The sequence below is a fragment of the Leptolyngbya sp. DQ-M1 genome (genome assembly GCF_039962505.1).
Lineage (GTDB): Bacteria > Cyanobacteriota > Cyanobacteriia > Leptolyngbyales > Leptolyngbyaceae > Leptolyngbya.
Genome location: NZ_JAMPLJ010000011.1, coordinates 1 through 19,491, shown reverse-complemented (window position 1 = coordinate 19,491; position 19,491 = coordinate 1). Strand labels below are relative to the sequence as shown.

General features: G+C 48.1%; 9 protein-coding genes. 3 read left to right on the top strand and 6 right to left on the bottom strand.

Annotated features, from left to right (window positions below; genetic code table 11):
* Positions 1-8 precede the first annotated feature (8 nt).
* The 3 genes from NC981_RS22500 to NC981_RS22490 are packed head-to-tail and all read right to left on the bottom strand — an operon-like array spanning position 9 to position 3,536.
* A complete protein-coding gene (locus NC981_RS22500) occupies positions 9-1,337 on the bottom strand; it encodes a flippase (protein ID WP_348244942.1) in 1,329 nt (442 codons plus the stop codon).
* Entirely contained in the window at positions 1,334-2,707 is a 1,374-nt protein-coding gene (locus tag NC981_RS22495) for an O-antigen ligase family protein (protein ID WP_348244941.1), read from the bottom strand. Before NC981_RS22495 ends, NC981_RS22500 begins: the two co-directional genes overlap by 4 nt.
* Positions 2,708-2,729: 22 nt before the next feature.
* A complete protein-coding gene (locus NC981_RS22490; RefSeq protein ID WP_348244940.1) occupies positions 2,730-3,536 on the bottom strand; it encodes a WecB/TagA/CpsF family glycosyltransferase in 807 nt (268 codons plus the stop codon).
* A 765-nt stretch (positions 3,537-4,301) separates the two neighbouring features.
* Here NC981_RS22490 and NC981_RS22485 point away from each other — a divergent pair.
* Positions 4,302-5,882 (top strand): DUF4070 domain-containing protein, encoded by a 1,581-nt coding sequence (locus tag NC981_RS22485; RefSeq protein ID WP_348244939.1) that lies wholly within the window; start codon positions 4,302-4,304, stop codon positions 5,880-5,882.
* A gap of 56 nt (positions 5,883-5,938) precedes the next feature.
* Positions 5,939-6,115 (top strand): hypothetical protein, encoded by a 177-nt coding sequence (locus NC981_RS22480; protein WP_242026988.1) that lies wholly within the window; start codon positions 5,939-5,941, stop codon positions 6,113-6,115.
* Positions 6,116-6,157: 42 nt separating this feature from the next.
* Here the strand turns inward: NC981_RS22480 and NC981_RS22475 are convergent, their stop codons facing one another.
* Positions 6,158-6,415, bottom strand: coding sequence for a hypothetical protein (locus NC981_RS22475; RefSeq protein WP_348244938.1), 258 nt, complete (start codon positions 6,413-6,415; stop codon positions 6,158-6,160).
* 929 nt (positions 6,416-7,344) lie between these two features.
* On the opposite strand from NC981_RS22475, the gene NC981_RS22470 reads away from it, so the two are divergent.
* Positions 7,345-13,587 carry a choice-of-anchor I family protein gene (locus NC981_RS22470; protein WP_348244937.1) on the top strand — a complete coding sequence of 2,081 codons (6,243 nt, stop codon included), beginning with the start codon at positions 7,345-7,347 and terminating at the stop codon, positions 13,585-13,587.
* A 376-nt stretch (positions 13,588-13,963) separates the two neighbouring features.
* Here the strand turns inward: NC981_RS22470 and NC981_RS22465 are convergent, their stop codons facing one another.
* Both NC981_RS22465 and NC981_RS22460 read right to left on the bottom strand, forming a co-directional pair.
* The gene (locus tag NC981_RS22465; protein WP_348244936.1) at positions 13,964-15,382 is read right to left on the bottom strand and encodes an S-layer homology domain-containing protein; all 1,419 of its coding nucleotides are present in this window, start codon (positions 15,380-15,382) and stop codon (positions 13,964-13,966) included.
* Between the two features lie 505 nt (positions 15,383-15,887).
* A partial coding sequence (locus NC981_RS22460; protein ID WP_348244935.1) for a PAS domain S-box protein occupies positions 15,888-19,491 on the bottom strand: 3,604 nt, incomplete at its 5' end.

The window sequence follows — 19,491 nt, the reverse complement described above, 5'->3', positions numbered from 1 at the left end:
CAAAGAAGTTATCCAACCAAGAAAAGTGCTTTGAGTTGTAACGCCAAAATCCGTTTTGCTCTGGGATCAACGAAGTTTGTTACGACCACCGCACATCCATAAGCAATCACCGTTGCAATTGCCGCACCGACTCCAGCGTAAATTGGAATCAGAATAAAATTGAGCAGCACATTGATCACCGCACCGATCAGAGTCCTCTGTAATGACAGCTTGAGAAACCCCTCAGCAAAGCTCCACGACTCTTGAGCCACCCCCAGAAACACAAACACACCTGCCCAAATGTGAATTGCTAAGATGGGTGCAGATGCAGCATAATCGCTGCCAAACAAAAGCATAATCAGCCATCCTGCTAGAAAAGTGACTGGGAGTGCGATCGCATAAGCAAGCCGTACCAGAAAGTTAAATAGACTTTGTAGTCGTTGATAGTACAGATCAATATCTTTCGATCGTAGTTCTACAATCGCCGGAAAGGCTGAGGAAGTCAGAGCCATGGGCACAAAATACCAAATCTCAGACAGCTTCACGGCTGCTGAATATACTCCAACCGCTTCACTTCCCATCATTTCATTCAACATCACCTGATCAATTTTCATGTAAGTCATGATCGCCAAGCCTGACAGAATTAAAGCCCAGCAGTTTTTCAGCAATGTCCGAGCGCGAGTGATATTTCCTCGCCACGAGGTCAAAGAAAATCCTCTAGAGCAGTAGGCTGCAATTAGTCCAATTGCAATTAGGATGCCCTCAAAACAGGCTACCCAAGCAAAGGCAATCAGGGGCGCTCTAACATGAATGAGTGTCACTCTCACCCCAACCGTAAAGATGAAGGCGGCGCTTTTTGCAAGAATTGAATACTTTGATTGCAACTGTGATTGGAACCAGGAGTCAATAATGTCAAAGGATTGAAAGATAAATCCTGCGGCAGTAATTCCTACAAGCCATTGAATCATGGCATCGTTTGGGCGCATCCAGTAAATTACACCCAACGATAACAACCAAGCTGAAATGCCACCTACCAATCGAATCAGGAAAGTCGTACCTAGAATTTCATCTTTATCAGCAGGAGACTGCACAATATCGCGAACCACAAGCCCCTCTAACCCCAATGTCGCAATGGGGCTGAAGAGCGCAGAAAAAGCGATCGCATAGTTAAACAGTCCAAATTGCTCTGGCCCTAAGTATCGAGCAACCCAAACGCCCACAATCAGCGCCAATCCCATGCGGAGAATTCGATCGACAAGCAACCATCCCGTATTGCCAAGAATCTTTTGTACGGTATAGCGCCCCTCCAGCTTAGTGCGAAGAAACGGAGGCAGAAGTTGAACCCAGGATTGATTCATACCGGTAAGCTCCTGACAGATTGAAGTTCAGGAGCCGACTTTCTTCGCTGTCTGTATTCAATTTGCAAGCGGGTTAACGCGATCGTATACAACACCCAAATATAGTTTGCACCTGTCAGCAGTGTGTGTGAGACGTTAAAGAAAACTAGGTAAACCAAGATCAGAAGTGGCAAGCTGCAATCTGCTGAACCGTTTTGCAAGCTGTACTTCACTGCTTGAGCGAGCCCGACAAACCAAGACATAAAGAACAGGATGAGTCCAAACACTCCCAAGCTCAATGCTAAATCAATAAAACCATTGTGGGCATGAGTTGGAATAAAACCACCATAAATGATAATGCCATGAGCCGGATCATCATCTCCACGCCAAGCCTGCCAAAAGCTATTAATGCCGTAGCCTACAAACAAATTATGCTGCTCTAAGCGATCGATCAGCTGTGGCCAAAACTCTGTTCGTCCTGTCAGCGACATATCTTTGCCCAAAGCCGCGAAAATGAGTGGAAGTAAATACTGCATAATCACAGAGGTTACAATTGCTAAAATTAGCCCCCCGATTAGCAACACTGGAAAGTATTTACTATCCAAGAATTTCACCGATTGTAGAACAATGACTAAGACCGTTAAGACAACACAGATAAAGATACTCTGGGCAGAATTCGCCATTAACATCACCATGCCCAAAAAGCCTGCGATCGCAAATGCCTTCCATCGCTCTTGTTTAGGAGCATCTGAGCCATAAGAAACCCAGAGTGCAACACCGAACGCCAGAAAATTACCGAGATCAATTGGAAAAGGCATAATTCCAGATAGTCCTTTGTCTTTAATTGCTAGTGAGGGCACGATCGCAGGCGAACACAAATTAATAATGCCGCTTACAAATGCCAATCGTCGGAGTATGACGCATAGCGCTTTAAAGCTGTACTCCCTAGCAATATGAATCGCGAACAGAGTCGCAAATAGAAAGACCAAGCCGTACCTAAAACATAAAATCGGAGTCTCTGACCAAAAAGCAGACAACAGCGCCAAGAGCAATAACCCGAACAAAAACGGATTCCTGCCCAGGTAGAGCAAGCCGCTAAAGAAATTCCTAAACCAAGAGCTTAGTAGAAGAGCAATCGCACCATAGAAAGTCAATTGCACAAATGCAGATTCAGGAGACTTATCGAACCCAGCGAGCGCTTCTGGCTGAAAATAAGGGAATGGCGCAACGGTTGGGTGCAATCCGCTAAATAGAAAAATAAATGTAATCAGCCAGCGCAAACGGTGGTTATTCTCCTCACGCGTCACCCAAGACGAAAAAAGCAGCAGGTAGATTGTCCCAATCATCGCAACGAGCAGTAAGACTATCGGATTAAAAAATATCTCCCTCATAGCTTCTGCCTTCTGCGATTCGTTAACTCTGCTCAGTCTGCTTTATTAGACTTCCCTGATATACCTTAGATACGACTAGCTGTTTCACTGCCAGCAATATAAATATTGGAATTGTGCTGGCATACCGCCACCATAGTCTTTTTGGCTCCTGGATAAGACGGTATAACCATTCCAGTCCAGCATTTTGAATCAAGCGAGGAGTGCGTTTTCTCAGTCCCGCATAAACCGGGAAAGCCCCACCTAAACCAATCATGACAGCTTGCACCTTACCCCTTTGTCTGGCAATCCATGCCTCTTGCTTAGGGCATCCCAAAGAGACCATAACTAATCCTGCGCCACTCTCGTTAATCGTTTGCGCGATTGCTTGCTCTTCCGCTTCTGTACAAGAACGAAACGGCAGTGGTGCAGCACCTGCAATTTTCAGATTTGGAAACTCGCTTTCAAATCTCGCCTTCATGCGTCCCAGTATCTCAGGTGTTGAGCCTAGGAGAAAAATTCCTACGTCCTCTCCGATCGCACGGCTACAGAGCGCCAAGATAATATCTAAACCAGCAACTCGGTCTTGTCTGGATTGCCCTAACCACCTCAACATCCACACTAAGGGCATCCCATCTGGAGTAACGAGATCAGCCTTCTTTAAAATATCGGCAAATGCAGGATCTCGACGAGCTTCCACTAGCATATGTACGTTTGCCACACAAACGCTTTTACTCTTTTGCTGCTTCGCCCATTGCATCATTAAGGAAATTTGGGCTTCAAAATCTAAAGCAGTAACACGAACATCCACAACCTCAAGGAAGGGAAACGTCTCTTTCAAACTCGTATCCATAGGAGCCAATTGTTCTTAGGGTGCAGTAGTGACTTAAGCTTCTAGTTCTGATTAATTTGAGGCAGTATTCATAGCACCATGTAGATCAACTAAAACGACACTCTGAACACACGAATCCGAGAATTCGGCTTCTCCGCTCTACTGAGAGCGGAGACAGTACGCCAAAACAGATAGATAGCTACGCTGAGGCAACTGAGATCTGAATGACCTTCAAAGCTACCCCACAACTGCATAGTCTTAGTGATCTTGAGACCCTAAGCTCATGTGGATTCACTATTTGAAGTTTGTTACAGCTAGCACGGTCTAAAAACGCTATAGCACTGCTCTAACGTTGCTTCCAGGACTAGCTCATCACCCTGATTCCCTCGCTATCATTTACTTATTTATATGTCTGTAGAGTTCCCCGTTTAAGGTGTTACATCACATTGAAGAAGAAAGGAGAATTTTATTCCTTTGGTTGTTCGATGCTCGAAGTCGTGCGACACTTCTTCAAACCAGCGATCTGGTAACACTACTGTGGAATGTTGCTTCTGCTTGCGCCGACCTGCAAGCTCCGTCGTCCCGTCTTCCCGATCGATTGCCGTTTCAAAAATACGTCTTGCGAATCTTAAAATTTATAACCTTCTTTAACATTACTGATAAACTGACCTCAAAATGAATTACTAGACTTTACAACTTTTACTGCAAAGGGCAATGTATCCCCTTTGGTCGCTACGCTTGACGATGTGCTGCACGATTGCCCCTCATCCTTAGTGAGAATGGTCTATGAAAGTGCTCTTGCTTTATCCCAAGTTTCCTAAAACGTTTTGGTCGTACGATCGCTTTATGCAGATGGCAGGACTAAAAGCCTTTATTCCACCGCTCGGAATTTTGACGGCTGCTGCATTGCTGCCAGCCGAGTGGGAGGTGCGGTTTTGCGATCGCAATGTGCAACTCGAAACCGACGACGATTGGAACTGGTGTGATTTAGTCATTCTGTCTGCAATGCTGGCACAAAAAACCGATTTTCATGCCTTGATTCAAAAAGCAGTCCAATGCGGTAAGAAAGTTGCGGTGGGTGGGCCTTACCCGACATCGCTGCCAGAAGAAGCTTTAGCTTCAGGTGCCCACTATCTTGTGTTAGATGAAGGAGAGCTGACGGTTCCACAATGGATTGCTGCCCTTGCAACCGGAGCAGAACAAGGAGTCTTTCGCAGCGTGGAGAAGCCCGATGTGACCACGAGCCCGATTCCGCGCTTTGATTTACTCAATTTAGATGCTTATTTGATGATGGCGATTCAGTTCTCGCGGGGTTGTCCGTTTAACTGCGAATTCTGTGACATCATCACGCTTTACGGACGTAAGCCCCGGACTAAAGAGCCCCAGCAAGCGATCGCAGAACTTCAAGCTCTTTATGATCTCGGCTGGCGCGGCTCAGTGTTTATTGTGGATGACAACTTTATTGGCAATCAGCGCAACGTTAAACGATTCTTGCGCGATCTGATTCCGTGGATGGAGGCACATCATTATCCCTTTACCTTTGTCACCGAGGCATCCGTCAATCTGGCTGATGATCCAGAACTGTTAGATTTGATGGTGCAAGCAGGCTTCTATGGGGTGTTCCTGGGGATTGAAACACCCGATCAAGATAGTCTGCAAACAACTCGTAAATATCAAAACACCCGCAGTCCTTTAGTTGAAGCGTGTCACACGATCGCGCAGGCAGGATTGTTAATCTATGCTGGATTTATTCTCGGATTTGATGGAGAGCGATCGGGGGCGGGCGATCGCATTCGAGCGTTTGTGGAAGAAACCCAGATTCCACAACCCATGTTAGGGATTCTTCAGGCGCTTCCCAATACCGATTTATGGGAACGACTCAAGCGAGAGAACCGACTGCGGCGGACTCACCAAGATGCCCTAGAGGTCGGTGATCAAAATACCTTAATGAATTTTCATCCCACTCGATCGCTCGATGAGATTGCTCACGACTATATCAGTACGCTTTGGACATTGTATGAACCCGCGAACTATCTAAAGCGTTGTTTTCAGCACTGCCTAGACATTGCTCCGAATCCACGGCTGCGTCAAAGCTTACATTTCCCACTCGGAAAGGGACTCCGATTAATCATGCAGGTGATTTGGCTTCAGGGCATTTGTCGAAAAGACATTCGTGCACAGTTTTGGCGGCAACTCTGGGAAATGATCCGCCGCAGACCGCGATCGCTGAATCTCTATATTGGATTGTGTGCAGCCGGGGAGCATTTTGCTGAATACCGTAGCTTGGCAAGAGAGCGCATTGCTCAGCAGATTGGACATGATCCGCTCAATCCTCCCCGGCTAAACGAAACGGTTGCCTTCGTCTAGACCCGATGCGATCGAGCTTGCTTTTGGGGCATTGATTTACCAGGTTGTGTAACTTTTTGCTCAAAACTGGCTATAGCAAACAGGTGGTCGCCTGTCCGCCGGATCATCCCAGTGGCTGGAACTTCCTCGTCAACCTATTGGCAGGATTGATTGCCTACACCTATCAGCCCAAGTTACCCTCGCTCGACTTGCAACCAAAAGGCTTGCCTGCTCCGCCTCCTGCCATCTTCTAATCTGTCGAACTGACGTTAAAAAGTTTCGCTCTCTGGTTCCCCTTAGCGCACTGAAAAGGCCCGATCCCAACTGCCCGTGATCGGGTCTAGCAAAAAGCTGAGTACAGTTTTCTGACGCGTGACAACTTCAGCGGTGGCTGCCATGCCGGGGGTAAGGGGAACCTCCTGACCATTCACTCGAACCGAATGCTGCTTGAGTCGCACCTGCACTGGAAAGACCAACCCTGCCTCTTTCTCATTCGTCGAAGTTTTAGCGTGTAACTGCTCTTTCTGTAGCGTAGTCAGGATTTTTTGCGACACAACCAAAAGGAGAGCCTGCCCCTTTGGTAAAGGCTATTGCAAATTTACACTTTTGGGAGATGCTTAAATCCAGAAAAATAATAGGTTCCCAATATAAGTAGGATCAAAATTTCAGATGAGCCTTGGCGAAATGTAAATATTGAATTTCAATCAACACTGCTGACCTGGCATAAGTGCAACTGTTACCACCTTAATTCACACGGTGATAACACTCGAAAGCGCCAATTCAGCGGCACTTTGGCTTACTGTTACCACCGTTATCACCTATTTCTTCGCCGCTTCGTAGCTCTTGAGCTTGTCCGTGTTGAAGAAGTACGATTATTCTACATTCCGGTTAGCCTGACAATGTCCTAGAAAGTATTTGCGACACAATCAGAGGAATCTGGATGCGCGCGATCTGCTCAACCAGCTTTGCCAGAAAACGATCGCATCCATCGCCGGATACTGGTTCATCTTATCTGTAGCAGGTATTAATTGAGATGGTCTGAGTTCTTTAGATAACGCTGCATAGCCTTCGGCTCTGATCGTGGTGATGGCGACACGGATGGGCTTGCGAGAACTGAATGCAGCGATTAAGTCGGCTGCTAGATGGTGTTTTCATCAGAGTTCTACGGTATCACTTCATACAATCTTTATTGTCTTTGTGTTCGTGCTTACATAGCTACGTGTTTTTCTCAATGTAGAGTTTTTGCGTGAGTAACAACACTGAAAGGAGTATCAGTCCTTAATGACATTTAGGTTCAAATCCCATTCTGCAACTCCTAGTACCTAGCCGATTTCTACTCACTATTTGTAGATTCAGGCTGGAGAATCAATTTTTACAATTCGGCAAAAAGAAGCCCCCTACATCTTCAAGATTTCCACTGCTTCGCAGGTGTTGGGGCAATTTGTCATGTCCGTGTTACTTGTTCTTCGTGTTGTGATTTTCTATGGCACCCACAATTCTTAATCCCGGTGATATTGCGATCGTTGGCTATATTAACAACGGCAATCCTGACTCTTTCTCTTTCGTGAATCTCGTTCCGATCGACGCTGATACAGTTATTTACTTCACAGATAACGGTTGGACTGGCTCTGCTTTCAGAGGCGTGACGGCTAGCGATGCTGATGGAAATGAAAATCTGATTAAATTTACTGCTACTCTAGATATTCCTGCTGGTACTGTCATTCGGAGTATTGACACATCCACTAGCTTCACTTGGGCAAAATCTGGACCGATCGCGTCAGGAGCATCAGGGAGTTATGCAGATCTCTCTCTAGCTCAGGGAACGGGAACGAGCGGGGATCAACTTGCTGCTGTTCAATCCACAGGTAACAATCCTTTGCTGTCAGGATTCACCCCAATTTACCAGATTGATTACACAGGGACATTTGAAAACGCCACGACTTCCAATACAGGCAATGTGATTCCAGGGTTGTCCCAAGGTGGCAACACTACTGTTTTATTTAGCAATGGGGCAACCTATGCTGCCTTTAACTTCAGCACACTCACCAGTAGAACTAAAGAACAGTGGCGAGCTGCGATTAATGATCCAGAAAACTGGACATTTAGTAACACTGGAACAGTCCTACCCACTGGCAGCCTTACTGTCAACAGTAGTGCAGCAATTCCCAGCGTCAACTTGTCGGTTAGCACCACAACGGGTTCTGAAGCGGGTACTACAGCAATCACGGTGACTGCTACGGCTTCTAGCGCGGTTACAGGTGATCAAACTGTGAACTTGGGCGTAGCTGGCACAGGCATTACAGTAGGAGACTATACCCTCAGTAATCCGATCATCACCATTCCAAATGGCGCAACCAGCGGTTCTGTTAGCTTCACAGTAGTCGATGATGCTTTGATAGAAGGAACAGAAACGGCGGTTCTATCTATTAGTAATCCCTCTGCAGGACTTGTACTTGGGGATACAACGATTCAAAACATTACGATCGCAGATAATGATGCTCCGTTAGTTCCCAGCGTTAGTATTACTGCAACAGATGCCAATGCAGCCGAATCGGGTACGACGGTGAATACTGGTAGCTTCACGATCACTCGAACAGGAGATACAACGGCAGCATTGACTGTTACCTACACAGCGGGAGGAACCTCAACCAATGGCAGCGATTACAACAACCTACCTGGAACAGTAACGATTCCAGCAGGGCAAAGCTCCGCAACCCTGACGATTACTCCTGTGAATGATGGCAACACCACTGAAGGTAACGAAACCGTCATTCTGAATTTGGTGGATGGAGCCGCTTACGATCTGGGGTCAACGAGCAGTGCTACAGTGACGATCGCTGATAACACCACCGGATCGCTCAAGAAAGTCGGAGGCTTGAACAGTCCCAATGGCGCAGAGATTCCGGCGTTTGATCCAGGTAGCCAACGCTTGTTTGCAGTTGCTGGAGCGACGGTTGACATCTACAATATCAGCAACACAGGCGCACTGACTTCGATCGGCACCCTCGCACCTGGCTTTACGCCGCCTGCTGGAACAGCAGCCATTCCCAACAGTGTGGCGACCAAAAATGGCATTGTTGCGGTTGCCTATGCGATTCAAAATACGACAACCAATGCTCAATTGCCGGGACGAGTGAGTTTCTTTAAGGCATCGGATGGCAGTTTCCTAAATTCGATCGAAGTTGGCTACCTACCAGATATGCTCACCTTCACGCCGGATGGAACCAAAGTGCTGACGGCAAACGAAGGAGAACCCAACAGTTACGGACAAGCGAACTCGTTTGACCCCGAAGGCTCGATCAGTATTATCAATCTGGCAAATGGTGTTGCCAATGCAATGGTGCAAACGGCTGGCTTCACAGCATTCAATAGCCAAATTAATACTTTGAAGGCAGCAGGTGTGCGAATTTATGCTCCAGGAGCCACAGTTGCTCAAGATTTAGAACCGGAATATATCGCGTTCTCCGGGGATGGCACTAAAGCTTATGTCACCTTACAGGAAAACAATGCGATCGCGATCGTAGACATCGCAACTGCAACCGTGACTGACATTAAGCCTCTAGGAGCAAAAAATCATAATCTTCCTGGTAACGGCATCGATCCAAGCGATCAAGATGGTGGCATTAACATTCGCAATGTGCCTGTGTTTGGATTGTATCAACCTGATGAGATCGCAAGCTTTGCTGTCAATGGTCAGACCTACTACATCACGGCGAATGAAGGAGATGCCCGTAACTATCCTGGCTTTAACGAGGAAGTGCGGGTTGGCAGCAGCAGCTATGTTCTCGATCCCACTGTGTTTCCCAATGCTGCAACCTTGAAGCAGAATGCTAATTTGGGTCGGTTGCAGTTAACGAATGCAACCGGAGATATTGATGGGGATGGAGATATCGATCGCATCGAAGCGCTTGGTGCGAGGTCTTTCTCTATTTGGGATGCGAGTGGAAATCAGGTCTTTGATAGCGGGGATCAATTGGAGCGTATCACCGCTGCTCAGGTTCCGAGCGTTTTTAACTCCGATGGCAGTTTTACGTCACCAAACTTCGATACTCGCAGCGATAACAAAGGACCAGAACCAGAAGGTGTGGTCATTGGCGTTGTGAACGATCGTACCTATGCCTTCATTGGTTTGGAGCGAACGGGAGATGTGGTAGTTTACGAAGTCACCGACCCGACGAAGCCCCAATTCATTGAGTATATTAACTCCCCAGCAGATGTGAGTCCAGAGGGTCTTACATTCATCTCAGCGGCAGATAGTCCCACGGGTAAACCCTTGCTTGTGACTGTAAATGAAGTCAGCCAAACCGTAGCAGTGTTTGAGTTTACGCCACCTGTTCGGATTAGTGACATTCAAGGCGCTGGTCACATTTCCTCCTTCAATGGCAAAGATGTGAACAACGTACAAGGGATTGTCACCGCCGTTGCGAGTAACGGATTTTATTTACAAGATCCCATTGCTGACAATGACATCCGCACCTCGGAGGGTATCTTTGTTTTCACCAGTTCTCTTCCAACGGCTGTTGTGGGTGACGCTGTGCAGGTCAGTGGTCGAGTCACTGAATTCCGTCCTGGTAACAATGCCAATAACTTGACGACAACGCAGGTTACCAATCCCACCATTAACAAAATATCGTCCGGTAACGCGCTACCTGCCACGATCGCTCTAGGCAACGGAGGGCGCACCATTCCAACATCGATCATTGAAAACAATGCCAGCAATGTGGAAAACAATGGCATTTTTGATCCAGCGCAGGACGGCATCGACTTTTACGAAAGTCTGGAAGGGATGCGGGTGCAGATTAATAACCCTTTTACTACCAGCCCTACTAATAGCTTTGGCGAAGTTTGGGTATTGGCAGACAACGGCGCTAATGCGACCAGCCAAACTGCACGCGGCGGTAGCTTGATCAACCCAACCGACTTCAACCCGGAACGGATTCAAATTGATGACAATCTGTTTACTGGTGGAATGCCAGAGGTTAATGTTGGAGCGCAACTCGGTACGATCGTAGGTGTGGTGAACTATAACTTCAACAACTATGAAGTCTTGCCCTCTACTGCGCCAACGGTCGTGACTTCCAGTTCTTTGACTAAGGAGGTTACTTCCCTCGTGGGCGATCCTAATCGGCTCACGGTTGCGACCTTCAACGTCGAGAACCTTGATCCGGGGGATAGTGCTGCTAAGTTCAATGGGCTGGCGAGTGCGATCGTCACAAATCTAAAATCTCCCGACATCATCAATCTTGAAGAAATTCAGGACAATAATGGTTCAACGAATGATTCTGTGGTTGATGCGAGCGTGACTTATCAGACCTTGATCAACGCGATCGCAGCCGCAGGAGGTCCCACCTACCAATATCGTCAGATTAATCCGGTCGATGACACCAATGGTGGAGAACCGGGTGGAAACATCCGAGTTGGGTTCCTGTACAATCCGCAACGGGTTACATTTGTCGATCGTCCGGGTGGCACCTCAATCTCCAACACCATAGTTACAGATGTCGGAAATGATGGCATTCCTGATCTGTCTGCTAGCCCTGGTCTGATCGATCCTACCAATTCTGCTTTCAATGTGAGTCGTAAACCCTTAGTTGGTGAGTTTGTTTTCAACGGACAGACCGTTTATGTCATTGGCAACCACTTCAACTCAAAGGGAGGCGATCAACCCCTATTTGGCCCCAATCAACCGCCAACCTTGAGTAGCGAAGTTCAGCGCAATCAACAGGCGACGATCGTCAAGAACTTTGTTCAAAGTATTTTGGCGATCAACCCTAACGCCAACGTTATTGTTGCTGGCGACTTGAATGACTTTGAGTTCTCCAATCCACTCAACATTCTCAAAAGTGGTGGACTCAATAATCTGATTGAAACGTTGCCTGCAAACGAACGGTATACCTACAACTTTGAAGGGAATGCTCAAACGCTGGATCACATCTTAGTGAGCAAAAATCTGCTCAATCAATTAAATGGGTTTGATGTTGTTCACATTAACTCTGAGTTTGTTGATCAAGTCAGCGATCACGATCCCTCAGTCGCTCGATTCCTCTTTAACAGTGCTCCTACCGCTCTAGCCTTGAGCACAACAAGCCTTGATGAGAATGTTTCGGCGAACACAGTTGTTGGCACATTCTCATCAACCGATTTTGATCCGGGTAACACCTTCACTTACAGTCTGGTTTCTGGAACTGGAGATACTGACAACACTCAATTCACCATTAACAGCGATCAACTGCAAATCAATCTCTCCCCAGATTTTGAAACAAAGTCTACCTACAGCATTCGAGTGCGTACGACCGATCAGGGTGGATTGAGTTTAGACAAGGTTCTGACGATCGCCATTAACGATCGAAATGATGCGCCTGTTCTCAATTCCATTCAGGTGCAAAACTTCGCCGCGATCGATGAAGATCCGGCTACCAATCCTGGAACCCGCCTCTCTACGATCTTGGCGAACTCAGTTGTTGACCAGGATGCTGGAGCATTGCAGGGAATTGCCGTTATCGGAACAACAGGTTCTGGTTCCTGGCAATACTCCATCAACAGTGGTACAAGCTGGACTGACTTTGGCAGTGTCAACGATAACTCAGCCTTGCTGCTAGATGCTAATATTCTAATGCGGTTCAACCCCGCGCTTGATTACAACGGCACGATCAACCTCAACTTCCGAGCTTGGGATCAAACCAGTGGCACGGCTGGAAACAAAGTAGATACCAGCTTGAATGGGGGATCAACCGCTTTCAGCAAAGAGAGCGCAGTTTCTAGCCTAACGATCAACCCTGTCAACGATGCTCCCATCAATACGGTTCCTGGTGCTCAAACCGCGACTCAGGATTCTTTCCTAACCTTCTCTTCGATAGAAGGAAATATGATTTCTATCAATGATGTCGATGCAAATGGTGGTGTGGAGCAGGTCAAACTGTCAGTTAATAACGGCTTCTTAAGCTTAGGCAACACCAATGGACTGACGGTGATCAACGGTAGCGACAACTCGGCTGCAATCACGATTCAAGGGACATTAACTGACCTCAATAACGCTCTCAATGGCTTGAAGTTTACTCCAGATGCCCCATCCGTGATTAATGGCTCTGTTACCCTCACCATTCAAACCAATGATTTGGGTAACACTGGAACAGAGGGAGCGAAGACTGATACCGATACCATCACGATCGCGATCAACCCTGCCAATTTGATTCGGGGCACTGTTAAAAACGGCACTCTTCAGGGCACTGCTGGAGCTGACACGATCTACGCTGGTTCTGGCAACTACAAAATCTATGGAAATGGCGGAAATGACATTCTGCTAGGTAGAGATGGCAATGATGAGCTATATGGTGCCGCTGGCAGTGACTACATCGATGGCGGCAACGGCAACGATAAAATCTACGCCTATGGTGGTAACAACACCATCTATGGTAGAGCTGGCAACGACACGATCTATGTTGGTTCTGGTATCAACCTGATCGATGGCGGTTTAGGAAATGACACGATCTACCTAAGCGGTGGTCAAGATACGATCGCGTTGACTCGTGGCAGTGGAATTGACACCCTCTACAATTACTCAGCAGGCTCGACTCGCTTTAATCTAACGGCTGGCTTAACTTACAATGACCTCACAGTATTACAAGACGGCAGCAATACGCTGATTAGAGCGGGATCAGAGAAACTTGCTTCCCTAATTGGAGTTCAAGCATCTAGCATTACTTCTAGCAGTTTCCTGAGAGTGTAATTGGCGGGGGAGTTTGACGCGATTATAAGATTCTGGCCTGAATCTAAAAGGCTATGTTTCCCTGGCATTGTCAGGTTAACCGGAATGTAGAATAATCGTACTGCTTCAACTCCGTTCGCATCCGCTTACCCATGTATTCCCGTCATCGCTATCTGGCGAAATTATTAGCTACTGTGTCTAGCTTTACACCGAATCAAGTTGGAGAGGAGCCAGATGATTTTAACGAATCATGTCCGATTCTGAAGCCGAGTCAGGGAGCCGCCTCCCTGACTTAGGCTAACTATACCTAACCCTAGCAGGGTTAGGTATAGTTATGTTTGTCATCTTGATGGCCAAACAGTTTGTTACAATTCGCTTTCAAAGTGCACAACACCGTCTAGCGATTTCCAGGTGTTCTTCCAGCTTCATCGTTACTACCACCGTGAGGACGAGAGTTACCAGGATCGCACCCTTCTGATCCATTTCCGATTCCCTGATTGCAGTGCTGCTTGCCCGTCGGCTTAGAACGGCTGCTGATTTCTTCTGATTGAATGATATAGGGGGAGGAAATTTTTTCAACTTTCCCAGTGCTTGCTAGGAATTGGTAGACGAAGGCACTGACTTCTGATCGAGTCACCACACGAGTTAAGTCAAGCCGACTGGTTTGGGGATAGCTGACAATAATTCCTCGCTCTGTCAAAGCAGCAATCAAAGAGCGATACTGGACAGGAATAGTTGCTGCATCACTGTATACTGACAAAATCTTCTCAACAGAGCCGCTTACTGTCGTGTAATTGAGTGAAGTTGCCAACGCAACCAAGATGTCTAGGCGGGTGAGACGGCTGTTCGGGTTGAATTGATTCTCTGCGTTTACACCCAAGAAACCCATCTCATACGCTTTGCTGATGGCACTGTAAGCCCAGTAGCCCTCAGAAACATCTTGAAACGCGATCGCGTTTCGCATTTTAGCCTGCTCAAAGGCTTTGCGAATCACTGCTGCAAATTGTGCTTTGGTCATGACTTCCTCAGGGCGAAAACTGCCATCTGGAAAGCCTTCAACGATCGTCAGCTTAGCCAGTTCAGAGATAAATGAACTCGCCCAGTAGCTTGTCGAGACATCTGTAAAGCTCATCATTGTCGCGCTGGTAGCAGTTGTGGTGCTACTTTGTGACATTGAAGCTGTGCTGCTGGAGCTTTGTTCTGCACTAGCCATAGTTTCAGCATTGCTCATACTCTGAGTGCCCATGCTTTGAGTGCTGGTCATACTCATACTCTGAGTGCTGGTGCTCATTACGGTTTGCGATTGAGTAACCTCAGCAGTGGATTGGGCAATCAGCCTTTGGGACATTGCTTCGTCGTAGGAGACCATCGAACCAGATGCGCTGCTGTAGTAGACCCAATACTGCTGCTCGCGCATCACAACGACTTTATAGCCTTGCGCCATTGCTTGAAGGCAACGCATTTGTCCGCTGGTTAATTCTAAGCAACTATTAGACCAGTCGTACTGTTCGACGTTAACAATCCGCAAGGTCGCGATATCTGCACCAGTCCGGTTTGCTGCATCTTTGAGAACAGCAGAAGAAACCGATTTGGGCAGCTTCTTGACCTCATCATCCTCACGTTCTTTCTTGTCGTCATCTTTCAATTGGCTGCTGGCATCAGCAAGCGGCTGTACATGAGATTGTGAAGCCACCGAAGCTGCATCGAGTTGACCAATTTGCGAAGGTGTTGCTGAAACACCTTTAGCTTGAGCAAGCACGAGAATAGCGGCTGCTAAAGTAGCATTACCGAGGAAAGCAAAATAGTTTTGGCTCATAACTCCCACACTGAAATGCGTGTTGAGGGTGACATTAAGCGGAGTAGTTTTTTACTCTCACTAAGCAAGCATTGTGTAAAATTATACTCGGTGAGTCGAGAGTGATTTTACGGAATCTACTTCAGTTCGGTCAAGCCTGAATCAGTCGTAAAATGCACAGTTTATCGCGCCCGCTAGAATGAGCTAATTTTGGGAACTTTGAACCTAAAAAATATTCTGGAGAGCAGAGAGGGATTGAATCGTCTCAAATTGGTTGTGTTGCAAAAATGGTAAGGTGGGGAAGCCTAATCTTCTCTAGCACTACAGTTGTAGATATTGAATTAAAAATTATATTTTATCTAGAATCGACGCAATACAAGCATTATTGGGAACGCTCATGACGCTTGCCCTTTCGCAAATTGCCCTGAGTGAAGCCGATGTCGAAATAAATCATTTTCAGCTAAATATTAGAATAGCGAGAGGGCTATAACCAAAGGAAAAGCTGAAGGTAGAGTGTTGCTAAGCTTCAAGGCGATCGCTCAGCAGACTGAGTTAGGCGAGAAATCACTTGAATTAATCTCTCTGGTTCGATTGGTTTTGAGAGATGCTGTTGAAATCCTGCTTGCAGGGCTTGTTGCTGGTTGAAGTCGCCTGCATAAGCAGTGAGCGCGATCGCCCGAACTTGTCCCCCTTGCTCGAGTGGCAGCGCTCTCACCTGTCGCATCAGCATATAGCCATCCATATCTGGCATACCGATGTCACTCAGCAGCACCGTTGGTTTAGCTTGAATGAGCAGGGTTAATGCTTCACCAGCGGTCGTTGCAGTAAGTACGGTTGCGCCCGCTTGCTCCAACACAAACGCCACGAACTCTCGTGAATCCGGTTCATCATCTACAACCAAGACTTGAATCCCATTTAAGTCAGAAGATGGCTCTGACGATCGACTATCGGGATCGGTGATCGCCTGGATGGGCATGAGTGGCAACCTGACGGTAAAGGTTGCGCCCTTCCCAATCCCAGGACTTTCGACTGCGATTGTGCCACCGTGTAGTTCGACTAAATGCCGCACGATCGCCAGCCCTAATCCCAGTCCTCCGAATTTCCGAGTTGTTGCTGCATCAGCTTGACGGAAGTAGTCGAATACATAGGGGAGAAAGTCAGGCGCGATTCCTTGCCCAGTATCGCTGATACTGATTAGGGCATAGGAATCTGATTGCTCTAATTGAATGTTGACCTGTCCCCTTGCTGGCGTAAATTTCACGGCATTAGAGAGCAGATTCCACATCACTTGCTGTAACCGAGTGGCATCACCTGCAACCAAACCCGTCTCCGTAAAGCTTGCTTCCAGGCGGATTGATTTGGCTTCTGCCGCTAGCCGTACTGTTTCCATCGCCGCTTCGATGATGGAGGACAGATTGATCGAACTAACGTTCAGGTTGAGCTTTCCTTGGAGAATCCGGGAAACATCCAGCAGATCTTCAATCAATTCTGATTGCAATTTGGCATTGCGTTCGATCGTCTGCAATGCCTGCTGGGCTTTGGCTGCGTCTAGCTTGCCGCTCTGCAGGAGTTTTGCCCAACCTAATATCGGATTGAGGGGCGATCGCAATTCATGCGATAACACCGCCAAAAACTCATCCTTAATGCGATTGGCGCGATCGGCTTCGGTGCGGGCGGCTTGCTCGCGGGCTAAGAGTTGTTCCCGTTCGGCAGCAGTCTGGCGTTGTTCAATCAGGTCAGCGGCTTGGCGAGCGAGCAGATCCAGAAACCGCAACTCGCGATTGGCTTTGCCAAGCTCCGAAGGATCGCTGGGGTGGTGATGGTCATGCCAATGGGTTGAAACCATGCCGATTAGTTTGCCTGCACGGGTGATCAGCGGAGTAGATTGTCCACAGAGGTACCCAGCCTCCACATGCAGTCGCATTGAACCGCTGGGGTCTTCACTCTCGGGCACATCAAAGTTGACAAAAGTGCGAGCACCGTTCTTAAGGGCAATACCGCAGGACGTATTAAAACTTGCATTCACCCGGTAGAAGGACTCGCGGATCGTTTGTTCAAAGCCCTGCGTGGCAAGCAGTACCAGATCTTGCGTCGCTTCGTCGAAGATTTGCACTGTGCCAGCATCTGCCTGCATGAGCGCGATCGCCGTAGACAAAATCTCTTGGTACAGGGTTTGAATGTCGCCTTCGATCACCAGTCTCACCCCCAGTTCGCGCAATCGCTGCGTATCTTGGAGATCTGCTGCGACAATTGCTTCAGCGCGGGCGCGATCAACTGCCGCCCAGGTCCGCTCGGCAACTTCTTCGGCTAGAGCCACTTCATCCTCTGTCCAAGCGCGCGGTTCAGACGTGTGAACTGCCAGCCCTGCGACGAACTCGCCGTCCTTAACTAGTGGGATGCTGATGTGGGCACCAATTTGAATGGCGGTATAAGCTAATCGCTGAGTCGGAGACAAGTAGGGATCTGCTGATACATCTGGTACGCACACGGTACGACCCGCACGGAAATCCGCGAGCAGTCTAGATCCGAATGAATCAATGGGGTAGCCACCCGCGAGTGCTACGGCACCGTTGACGTAATCGCGTTCAACGACGTAATCAGTGCCGCGAACCTCGAAGTAGACCACACGGTTTGCACTGAGATATTCGCCCAGCACACGGGTGGCAGTTGCTTGAACGTCTACCGGGTCAGCAAGGGAGCGGAGCACGTCGGCGAGGGAGACACGAAACGCATCTAAGTCGGCGGCGCGTTGCAACCGCTCTTCTGCTTGTTTGCGATCGGTGATGTCTTGAAAGACGACGGCAACACGGCGGCTGTTCTTATCACCCACTTTGAAGACGTAGAAGTCATACCATTTTTGATTTGGCTCAGCGTATTGCTCTAAGCGATTGCCCTTGCCTGTGCGAGCCACGCGACCGAAGATTTCATACCAATAGGGTTCATAAGCTGGGTCAATCTCGCTCAGCCGTCGTCCGGTGAAATCTTGCCCCACCATTCGAGTTGCCGCTGGATTTGCATCTATATAGAAGATGTCGATCGGCTGGTTGTTCTCGTCAAAAATGACATCAGCGAGAAAATACCCTTCGTCCATCGAACTAAACAGCGTCCGGTACTTCGCCTCGCTCGCCTTTAGTGCCGCCTCAGCCCGCTTGCGATCAGTGACATCAAGCACCACTGCCACAACCGATTGCGGCTTCCCAGTGCGATCGTAGATCGGAGAGACATAGTTATTGACCCAGACGATCGAGCCATCCTTGCGAATGTAGCGCTTCTCGATCTCAAACGGTGCTCCTTCAGTCACCATGCGATTGTAGAGTTCGACATTACCTGGCAAATCATCTGGATGGGTAATGTCAGCCATTCGCAATTGACTCAGTTCGGCGGCAGAATAACCCGTGATATCACAATATTTCTGATTCACGATCGTCAGGTTGCCACCAATCTCGCTGTACGCCACGCCCGTCACTGCCTGGTTGACAATAGTTCGATACCGCTCTTCTGACTGCCGCAAGTTTTCTTCTACCTGTTTGCGTTTGTCTTCGCTCTGCCTGCGTGCGGTGATGTCCCGCGAAATGCACAGCAGCCGTTCAACTTGCCCCGCTGCTCCTCGAATCGGGCTAACTTTGCTATCCCACCATCTAGGTTCACCGCTCAGCGTCGGACGATAGCCTTGAAAGGTGCAAACTTCGCCTGTTCTGGCCTTGGCGATCGCCTCGATTGCCGCTTGCTGATCGGCTCCCTGCCAAAACTCCGCCCAAGACGTGTTAAGAAAGGGTGTGATATTCTCAATGCCCAGCAACGTTTGCCCGGGCTGGCTCATGAATAGCAGCCGTCCCTCTAAGTCCAACACCTTGATGCAGTCATCGCTACTGTCGAGGATCTGCTGATTAAACTGCTCACTTTGTCGCAATGCAGTTGCTGCCGTCTGCTGTATCTGTTGCATACTGTGCAGGGCAGAAGCCGTAAAGCCTCCCAGGCTCATCATCAGCCGCTGATCCTCAGGATCAAAACGCCGTTCCTCGCGATGCGACACAATCCAAAGCGTGCCCAGGGCTTGATCGTTGATGCATAGAGGAATCAGCAATCCTTCCACGACCGGGAACTGTGGGTGATACAAATAGGTAAAAAAC

Bases quoted from the DNA above. Each gene is read 5' to 3' on its own strand.
- NC981_RS22470 (WP_348244937.1), top strand. From the start codon at position 7,345: ATGGCACCCACAATTCTTAATCCCGGTGATATTGCGATCGTTGGCTAT.
- NC981_RS22500 (WP_348244942.1), bottom strand. From the start codon at position 1,337: ATGAATCAATCCTGGGTTCAACTTCTGCCTCCGTTTCTTCGCACTAAG.
- NC981_RS22495 (WP_348244941.1), bottom strand. From the start codon at position 2,707: ATGAGGGAGATATTTTTTAATCCGATAGTCTTACTGCTCGTTGCGATG.
- NC981_RS22465 (WP_348244936.1), bottom strand. From the start codon at position 15,382: ATGAGCCAAAACTATTTTGCTTTCCTCGGTAATGCTACTTTAGCAGCC.
- NC981_RS22490 (WP_348244940.1), bottom strand. From the start codon at position 3,536: ATGGATACGAGTTTGAAAGAGACGTTTCCCTTCCTTGAGGTTGTGGAT.
- NC981_RS22485 (WP_348244939.1), top strand. From the start codon at position 4,302: ATGAAAGTGCTCTTGCTTTATCCCAAGTTTCCTAAAACGTTTTGGTCG.